This window comes from Bradyrhizobium vignae (genome assembly GCF_004114425.1).
Classification (GTDB): Bacteria; Pseudomonadota; Alphaproteobacteria; order Rhizobiales; family Xanthobacteraceae; genus Bradyrhizobium; species Bradyrhizobium vignae.
In genome coordinates, this window is sequence record NZ_RDQF01000110.1 from 1 (window position 1) to 8,528 (window position 8,528).

General features: G+C 65.0%; 8 protein-coding genes. 7 read left to right on the forward strand and 1 reads right to left on the reverse strand.

Annotation, left to right across the window (positions count from 1 at the left end; all coding sequences use genetic code 11):
• Positions 1-137: 137 nt before the first annotated feature.
• Positions 138-680 (reverse strand): methylated-DNA--[protein]-cysteine S-methyltransferase, encoded by a 543-nt coding sequence (locus tag EAV90_RS38490; protein ID WP_122400813.1) that lies wholly within the window; start codon positions 678-680, stop codon positions 138-140.
• Positions 681-817: 137 nt separating this feature from the next.
• Between EAV90_RS38490 and EAV90_RS38495 the strand changes: the two genes are divergently transcribed.
• From EAV90_RS38495 to EAV90_RS38525, 7 genes are all read left to right on the forward strand, one after another.
• Entirely contained in the window at positions 818-1,636 is an 819-nt protein-coding gene (locus tag EAV90_RS38495; protein WP_122400812.1) for an alpha/beta fold hydrolase, read from the forward strand.
• Positions 1,637-1,638: 2 nt separating this feature from the next.
• Complete coding sequence (locus EAV90_RS38500; protein ID WP_122400811.1) at positions 1,639-2,451, forward strand: alpha/beta fold hydrolase; 813 nt, start codon at positions 1,639-1,641, stop codon at positions 2,449-2,451.
• A gap of 11 nt (positions 2,452-2,462) precedes the next feature.
• Positions 2,463-3,719, forward strand: coding sequence for a M20/M25/M40 family metallo-hydrolase (locus EAV90_RS38505; protein ID WP_122400810.1), 1,257 nt, complete (start codon positions 2,463-2,465; stop codon positions 3,717-3,719).
• A 217-nt stretch (positions 3,720-3,936) separates the two neighbouring features.
• Positions 3,937-4,614 carry a GntR family transcriptional regulator gene (locus tag EAV90_RS38510; protein ID WP_122400809.1) on the forward strand — a complete coding sequence of 226 codons (678 nt, stop codon included), beginning with the start codon at positions 3,937-3,939 and terminating at the stop codon, positions 4,612-4,614.
• Positions 4,615-4,755: 141 nt separating this feature from the next.
• Positions 4,756-5,556: a phytanoyl-CoA dioxygenase family protein gene (locus tag EAV90_RS38515; protein ID WP_122400808.1), complete on the forward strand. Its 801-nt coding sequence runs from the start codon at positions 4,756-4,758 to the stop codon at positions 5,554-5,556.
• A gap of 164 nt (positions 5,557-5,720) precedes the next feature.
• Positions 5,721-7,034, forward strand: a complete 1,314-nt coding sequence (locus tag EAV90_RS38520; RefSeq protein ID WP_129146410.1) for an NAD(P)H-dependent oxidoreductase — start codon at positions 5,721-5,723, stop codon at positions 7,032-7,034.
• Between the two features lie 181 nt (positions 7,035-7,215).
• Positions 7,216-8,304 (forward strand): TRAP transporter substrate-binding protein, encoded by a 1,089-nt coding sequence (locus tag EAV90_RS38525; protein ID WP_122400806.1) that lies wholly within the window; start codon positions 7,216-7,218, stop codon positions 8,302-8,304.
• Positions 8,305-8,528: the final 224 nt, after the last annotated feature.

The window sequence follows — 8,528 nt, forward strand, 5'->3', positions numbered from 1 at the left end:
CAATACCCTGCAGGCAACGCCCGGTCCTGCCCGCATCAGCCACAAAATGCTCCAAGCCAGATGGAATAATGACTTCCTTCTCTCCGCCCTCGCCCATATGCGATAGCCCTACCCTGGAGGGGAGGGTGAAGCGGAGATCAATCGAACAAGCTCGGCGTGTGGTTCACCAGCGCGCCTTCGATCTCGAGCATCTTCAGCTTCGTGACCACGCCGCCATTGGCCGAGAAGCCGCCGGGCTTGTTGCCGGCGGCGAGCACGCGATGGCAGGGCACCACGATCGGGCAGGGGTTGCGACCGAGCGCCTGGCCCACGTCGCGCGACAGCTGGACGCCGCCGAGCTGCTTGGCGATGTCGCCATAGGTGATGGTCTTGCCCGGCGGGACGGTGCGGGCGATGTCATATACGCCGCGGTTGAATTCGGGAACACCGTCGAGGTCGAGCGGGATGTCGGTGAGATCATCCGGCTCGCCGGCGAGCAGTTTGGTCATGCGGTCGATCGCCTGCTGGACCTCCCAGGGCGGCTCGGCCTCGCTGGCATCAGCTTGGCGCTGATGGATGCGGGTCCGGATCTTTTGCTCGCCGCCCATCGGCAATTGTGTGCCGTTGATGCCGCGCGGACCCCAGGCGACGGCGCACAGGCCGATCCGGGTGTCGAACAGGGCAAAATGCTGGTCGGTCATGACTAGGTTCCTGGCTTGCTTCCGTTGCAGGCCCCCCACTTTCATCTCGTGCCAAATCTAGGCTTGGAAATAGTTGCGATCCACCCGGTTTCCGGGAATCTTGCACAGGAGTTCCAATTGACTTCGCGAGCCCCGGAATGCAGAGCCTCCACGTCAACGGTTACGACATGCCCTATCTCGACGTGGGCGAAGACAGAGGCAGGCCGCCGCTGGTCTGCGTTCACGGCTCGCTCAATGATTTTCGCGTCTGGGGCTGCGTGCTTGGGCCGCTGACGCAGCAACATCGGGTGATTGCTGTCAGCCTGCGGCATTTCTTCCCCGAGCGCTGGGACGGCGTTGGTGACACCTATTCGATCGCCCAGCATGTCGACGACGTCATCGCCTTCATCGACAAGCTCGATCTCGGGCCGGTCGATCTGATGGGCCATTCGCGCGGCGGGCATATCTGCTTCCGCGTGGCGCAGCGTCGGCCCGAGCTGCTCCGCCGGCTGATCCTGGCCGAGCCTGGCGGCGAGCTCGATGCCAGCCTCGATCCGGATTACGTCGGCGGCCCCTCGCCGCTGCTGGCGCGCTTCACGGCTTCCGCCGAGAAGATCGCGGCCGGCGATGTCGACGGAGGCCTTGCGGTCTTCGTCGACACGCTGGAAGGCGCCGGCACCTGGCCGCGATTGCCCGCGATGGTGAAGCAGAACCTGCGCGACAACGCCATGACGCTGATCGGCCAGGTCCGCGACAACCGCCCGCCGTTCTCGAAGACGGATGCGCAGTCCATCAAGATGCCGACGCTGTTCATCCTGGGCGCGCGGACCAAGGGCCTGCTGCCGAAGGTGCTGCATGCGCTGGCCGCGCATGTGCCCTACTCCAAGACGGCGATCATTCCGAACGCGACGCATCCGATGTTCGAGCAGGCGCCGCAGAAATATTCCGAAGTGGTACTGGATTTTCTGGCGAGCTGATCATGCAGAGCTTTCGCGTCAACGGTTACGACATGGCCTATCTCGAAGTGGGAGGCGGTCCACCGCTGGTCTGCGTGCATGGCACGCTCGGGGATTTCCGCACCTGGTACTCTGTGCTCGGTCCACTATCGCAAGCACATCGGGTGATCTCGGCCAGCCTGCGGCATTTCTTTCCCGAGCATTGGGATGCCGTCGGCGACGACTACACGATGGCACAGCACGTTGCCGACGTGATCGCCTTCATCGAGCAGGTGAGGCCCGCCCCCGTCGACCTGATGGGACATTCGCGCGGCGGACATATCGCCTTTCGCGTGGCGCAGGCCCGGCCCGATCTGTTGCGCAAGCTGGTACTGGCCGAGCCCGGCGGCGATCTCGACGCATCCCTGCCTGTGCCGGAAGGCACGCCCGCGTACCCGCCGCTGGCGGCGCGCACGGCGCGCTCGGTCGAGATGATCCGCACCAGCGACATCGAGGGCGCGCTGCGGAATTTCTACGAAGGCATCGAAGGTAACGGCTCCTGGCGGCGAGTGCCTGCCGCGGCCAAGCAGCAATTGCGCGACAACGCGCTGACCTTCATCGGTCAGATCAACGAGCAGCGCCGACCCTACACGCTCAGCGATGCGCAGGCCATCAGGACACCGACACTGCTGATCGGCGGCGGCGCCACCGCCGGCAGCCTTTCGGTGATCTGGCGCGTGCTGGCCGCGCATATCGCGGGCGCCGAGACGGCGGTGATTGCGAATGCCGGCCACTGGATGTTCGAGCAGGCGCCGCTGGAGTTCGGCGAGGTAGTGGACAAGTTTCTCGCCGAGTAAAGGAGACCTCGATGACCTTCCGCCGCGTTACCCTGCTCGCTTTGCCACTGCTCGGCCTCGCCATGAGCAGCACGACCACCCTTGCGGCCGCCGACGAGAAGATCAAGGCCGCCGCCGAGCAGGAGAAGGCGCCGCTGATCGAGACGTTGCGCGACATGGTGATGATCGAGAGCGGCAGCAGCGACGTCGAGGGGCTGAAGAAGATGGCCGACTTCACCGAAGGACGCCTGAAGGCACTCGGCGCCACCACCGAACGGCGCAAAACCACGGCGGGTGCCGGCGCCGACATGGTGGTGGCGACGTTCAAGGGTTCGGGCTCGCGAAAACTGATGCTGATCGCGCATATGGACACCGTCTATCAGCGCGGCATCCTCGCAAGCGAGCCGTATCGTGTCGACGGCAACCGCATCTACGGCCCCGGCATCGCCGACGACAAGGGCGGCATCGCCGTCGTGCTGCACGCGCTCAAGATCCTCAAGGAGGCCGGCTGGACTGACTACGCCACGCTCACCGTGGCGTTCAACCCGGACGAGGAAGTCGGATCGATCGGGTCGGGCGAGATCATCGCGGAGCTCGCCGACCAGCACGACGTCGTGCTCTCCTGCGAGCCGACGGCGGCCTCGCCGCCCGCGAAGAACGATTCGCTGCTGCTGGGCGCCAGCGGCACTGCGACCGGCATCATGAAGGTGAGGGGCCGTGCGGCGCATGCCGGCGCGGCACCCGATCGCGGCCGCAACGCGCTGATCGAGCTCTCGCATCAGCTGCTGCAGACGCAGGACGTCGCCAAGTCGATCCCGGGCACCCAGCTCAACTGGACGACGGCGAAGGCCGGCACGGTGCGCAATCAGATTCCGGAAGATGCCGAGGCCGGCGCCGACATCCGCCTCACCATTCCCGACGGCATCGCCAGGCTCCAGGCGGCGCTCGACGAGAAGATCAAGAACCGGCTCGTGCCCGACACTGAAACAACTGTGAAGATCGTGGCGGGCCGCCCGCCCTTCGTCGCCAGTCAGCGCGGCCGTGCGCTGGCCGAGATGGGGCAGGCGATCTATGCCGAGATCGACCGCAAGCTCGATATAGCCGAGATGACCGGCGGCGCCACCGACGCCGGCTACGCCAACCGCAACGGCAAGGCGGTCGTGGTCGAGAGCTTTGGCCTTGCCGGCTTCGGCTATCACGCCCGCGACGAGTTCATCGACACCAACTCGATCGTGCCGCGGCTTTATTTGATGAGCCGAATGCTGATCGAGCAGGGGAAGAAGGAGTAGCTCATGTCCCGGACGCGCTGCAAAGCTTTGGCGTTGCGATGGTGGGCCCATTTTGACGAAAACAACCCCATGCACAGTAGACGGGCATAGTGATATCAATGACTTAGCTGGCCCCTCCAAAGCCGCCGGAGCGAGGCCTCCGGGCTGCATTGACGCCTCTCCTCTCCTGCAGTACCGTCGAATACGGAATTCCGTATTCCATCTTGGAGCTGCCGGCGTGATCCCTCTCGACCCGCTCCCGAACCTGATCGACCAGGTCTATGCGCGGATCCTGGAGGCGATCTCCGACCGCACGCTGCGGCCCGGCCAGCGCATCCGGCAAAACGAGCTTGCCGACAAGCTCGGCGTCTCGCGTCAGCCGGTGTCACATGCGCTGCATCTGTTGCACCGGCAGGGCCTCGTCGCCGAGAGCGGCCGGCGCGGTTTCGAAGTCACCCAGCTCGACCCCGCGCGCATCCGCCAGCTCTACGAGGTGCGCGGCGCCATCGATGCGCTGGCGGCGAGGCTCGCCGCCGCGCGCGCAGCGAGCGATGCGGCGGGACGCGCGCGACTGGAGGCGGCGTTCGCCGCCGGACGTCGCATCGATCGCAACACGTCGCTCGCCGAGCTCATCGTGCTCGATGTCGACTTTCACCGCGCGATCTACCAGCTCGCCGGCAATCCCGTGATCGAGGAGACCATCGCGCCGCAATGGCCGCATATGCGTCGCTCGATGGCGACAGTGCTGTCGGAGCTCGACTATCGCGACAGCGCCTGGGCCGAGCACGCCGATATCGCCGAACATATTCTGCGCGGCGATGCGAAGGCGGCTGAACGCGCCGCGCTGGCGCATGCGCAGACGGCGGGGCGGATGACCGAGGAGAGATTGAGGGCGACGGACGCGGCGGCGGCGTAGCGATTTACACGCACGCCGTCATGCCCGGGCTTGTCCCGGGCATCCACGTTCTTCCGAAGGTGGAGCAAAGACGTGGATGGCCGGGTCAAGCCGGCCATGACGACAGAGAAGACAAACAACAAAAACCAAGGAGGACGACCCATGAAACTTTCCGAGGCGCAATTGGAGTTCTTCCACCGCGAGGGCTGGCTGTTCCTGCCCGAGCTGTTCAGCCAGGAGGAGGTCGACCTGCTCGCGCGCGAGGCGGTCGGCATCTATGACACGAACCGGCCCGAAGTCTGGCGCGAGAAGAGCGGCGCGCCGCGCACGGCCTTTGCCGCGCATCTCTACAACGAGGCGTTCGGAATTCTCGGTGCGCATCCGCGCATGATCGAGCCGGTCGAGCAGGTGTTCGGTGAACCCGTTTACATGCACCAGTTCAAGATCAATGCGAAATCGGCCTTCACCGGCGACGTCTGGCAATGGCACCAGGATTACGGCACCTGGAAGCGCGACGACGGCATGCCTGAGCCGCGTGCGATGAACATCGCGATCTTCCTCGACGAGGTGATGCCCATCAACGGCCCCCTGATGCTGGTGCCGCGCAGCCAGAATGCCGGCGATCTCGAAGCCTCTCATGACCTCGCCACCACCTCCTATCCGCTGTGGACGCTGGACGAGGACACGGTGACGCGCCTCGTCAAGCAGGGCGGCATCGTGGCGCCCACCGGCAAACCAGGCGGCATGCTGATGTTCCACGGCAATCTCGTGCATGGCTCCAGCGGCAACATCACGCCCTACCCGCGCAAGATCGTGTACCTGACACTGAACGCGGTCTCGAACTACATCCGCACTCCCACACGACCGGACTACATCGCGCATCGCGATTTCACACCGATCAAGACGGTGGATGATGATGCGCTGCTGCGGCTTGCTCGTGCGCCGAGGCAGGCGGCGGAGTAGAATGCTCTCGTGCCCCGGACGCAGCGCAGCATCTCTTCGACGATCCGCTGCAGAGCCGGGCCCCACGCCGCGCCGAATTCCCTCGCACTGGGTCCCGGCTCTGCGGAGCAGCGCTGAAGAACCGCTGCACCGCGTCCGGGACACGAGACTCATCGGATGACAACATGAACCTCTTCCGCCTCCTCCAGGCCCGCGCATCCGCCGGCAAGCCCGTCCGTGTCGCGCTGATCGGCGCCGGCAAATTCGGCTCGATGTTTCTGGCGCAGGTGCCGCACACGCCGGGATTGGAGGTGCCCATCATCGTCGACATCGACTGCGATCGCGCGCGCGAGGCCTGCCGCACCGTCGGCTGGGACGCGGAGCGGATCGCCGCGACCGTCTTCACCGATGACGGCGCTCGCGCGATCGCCGGCGGCGCGATGGATGTGGTGGTGGAGGCGACCGGCAATCCCGCCGTCGGCATCAAGCATGCGCGCGCCGCGATCGCGGCGGGCAAGCATATCGTGATGGTGAATGTCGAGGCCGACGTGCTGGCTGGCCCCCTGCTCGCCGAGGAAGCGCGCAAGGCGGGCGTCGTCTATTCGCTCGCCTATGGTGACCAGCCGGCGCTGACGGCGGAGATGGTCGACTGGGCCCGCGCCACCGGCTTCCGCGTCGTCGCCGCCGGCAAGGGGACGAAGTACCTGCCGGCCTACCACGACGTGACGCCCGATGGCGTCTGGCAGCATTACGGCCTGACCGCGGGCGAGGCGCAGTCGGCCGGCATGAACCCGCAGATGTTCAACTCCTTCCTCGATGGGACCAAATCGGCGATCGAGATGGCCGCGATCGCCAATGCCTGCAGCCTCGACGTGCCCGCGGACGGCCTGCTGTTTCCGCCCTGCGGCGTCGACGACCTGCCGCACATCATGCGGCCACGCTCGCGCGGCGGCGTGCTGGAGCGGTCCGGCGTCGTCGAGGTCGTCTCCTCGCTCGAGCGCGACGGCCGGCCGGTGTTTCGCGATCTGCGCTGGGGCGTCTATGTCGTACTGGAGGCGCCGAACGACTACGCCGCCGATTGCTTCCGGCAATATGGCTTGAAGACCGACGCCAGCGGACGTTTCGCCGCCATGTACAAGCCGTATCATCTGATCGGGCTCGAGCTGAATGTCTCGGTGCTGTCGGCCGCGCTGCGGGGCGAGCCGACCGGGCAACCTCACGGCTTCCGCGGCGACGTCGCGGCGGTTGCAAAACGTAACTTGCGCGCTGGGGAGATGCTCGATGGCGAAGGCGGCTACACGGTATGGGGCAAGCTGTTACCGGCAGCCGCGACCCTCAAGACGGGCGCGTTGCCGATCGGGCTCGCACATCGCGTGAAGCTGAAGCATGACATCGCCCATGGCGCGGTGGTGCGCTGGAGCGATGTCGAATTCGACCCGGGCAACGAAACGGTGAAGACACGCAAGGTCATGGAAGCCGCATTCGCAGCGCAGCATTGATCGGCTTCGTCGGTCACACAACAAGAGTGCGCTTGATTTGCAGTTCCCCTTTGGTCATCCTGACCACGATCCGGGAGCACTGAATTTCGGACGACAAGAAACGTCGGCCACCGGCGAAGACCAAAGCGGCGTCAAGACCGCAATCCCTCGTCGAGGACTCGACATCACAGGAGGGAAACGCATGGAACGTCGTAAATTCCTGACGGCAGGCGGACTGGGCCTGGCCGCAACTGCTGTTGCTGCGCCGGCCGTCGCACAATCGATGCCCGAAGTGAAGTGGCGGCTCGCTGCAAGCTGGCCGAAATCTCTCGACACGCTGTATGGCGGTTGCGAGTATTTCTGCAAGCGGGTCGCCGAGATCACCGACAACCGCTTCCAGATTCAGCCGTTCGCCGCGGGCGAGATCGTCCCTGGCCTGCAGGTGCTCGATGCGGTCTCGAACGGCACCGTCGAGATCGGCAATACCGCGCTGTACTACTATTGGGGCAAGAATCCCGCCTTCACCTTCGGCACGGCACTGCCGTTCGGTCTCAACACGCGCCAGCACATCTCCTGGCTGCAATGGGGTGGCGGACAGGATCTCCTCAATGATCTCCTCAAGGAGCACAACGCGATCGGCGTGCCCACCGGCTCCACGGGCGCGCAGATGGGCGGCTGGTTCCGGAAGGAGATCAAGTCGATGGCCGATCTGCAAGGGCTGAAATTCCGCGTCGGCGGCTTCGCCGGCACGATCATCGCGAAGGTCGGCGGCGTGCCACAGCAGATCGCGGGCGGCGACATCTATCCCGCACTGGAGAAGGGCACGATCGATGCGGCCGAATGGGTCGGTCCCTATGATGACGAGAAGCTCGGCTTCGTGAAGGTCGCAAAGTACTATTACTATCCCGGCTGGTGGGAAGGCACCGGGCAAGGCCACAACGTCATGAACCTGGAGAAGTGGAACGCGTTGCCGAAGCACTACCAGGCCGCGGTCGAGAGCGCTTCGCGCGACGCCTTCACCTGGGTGACGGGCAAGTACGATGCCGTCAACCCGCCGGCCTTGAAGCGGCTGCTGGTCGCCGGCGCCATCCTCAAACCGTTCCCACAGGAAGTGCTCGAAGGCTGTTATGGCGCGGCCAACGAGATCTATACCGATCTCGCCAAGAGCAATCGGCATTTCGGCAAGATGTATGCGAGCCTCACCGCGTTTCGCAGCGAGTCGCTGGCCTGGATGCAGGTGGCCGAGCTCAGCTTCGACACATTCATGATGCGGATGCGGACGAGGACTTAGCTGCATCGCTGCAAGTGGCGAAACGACGAAAGCCCCGGAGAGATATCTCCGGGGCTTTTTGTCGGCTAACGTCGGGCCGCCTCAAAGCTGTCATCGTCCGGCTTGATGTTCAGCCCGGGGACATGACCGACGGGTGTTCGGGGACATAGCCGACACATTCTCCGCTCGCCAAGTCGATGATAGCGACTTGGTGGGCGGCAAAGAAGATCCCGTATTGCGCATCG

Bases quoted from the DNA above. Each gene is read 5' to 3' on its own strand.
- EAV90_RS38490 (WP_122400813.1), bottom strand. From the start codon at position 680: ATGACCGACCAGCATTTTGCCCTGTTCGACACCCGGATCGGCCTGTGC.
- EAV90_RS38495 (WP_122400812.1), top strand. From the start codon at position 818: ATGCAGAGCCTCCACGTCAACGGTTACGACATGCCCTATCTCGACGTG.
- EAV90_RS38500 (WP_122400811.1), top strand. From the start codon at position 1,639: ATGCAGAGCTTTCGCGTCAACGGTTACGACATGGCCTATCTCGAAGTG.
- EAV90_RS38505 (WP_122400810.1), top strand. From the start codon at position 2,463: ATGACCTTCCGCCGCGTTACCCTGCTCGCTTTGCCACTGCTCGGCCTC.
- EAV90_RS38515 (WP_122400808.1), top strand. From the start codon at position 4,756: ATGAAACTTTCCGAGGCGCAATTGGAGTTCTTCCACCGCGAGGGCTGG.
- EAV90_RS38520 (WP_129146410.1), top strand. From the start codon at position 5,721: ATGAACCTCTTCCGCCTCCTCCAGGCCCGCGCATCCGCCGGCAAGCCC.
- EAV90_RS38525 (WP_122400806.1), top strand. From the start codon at position 7,216: ATGGAACGTCGTAAATTCCTGACGGCAGGCGGACTGGGCCTGGCCGCA.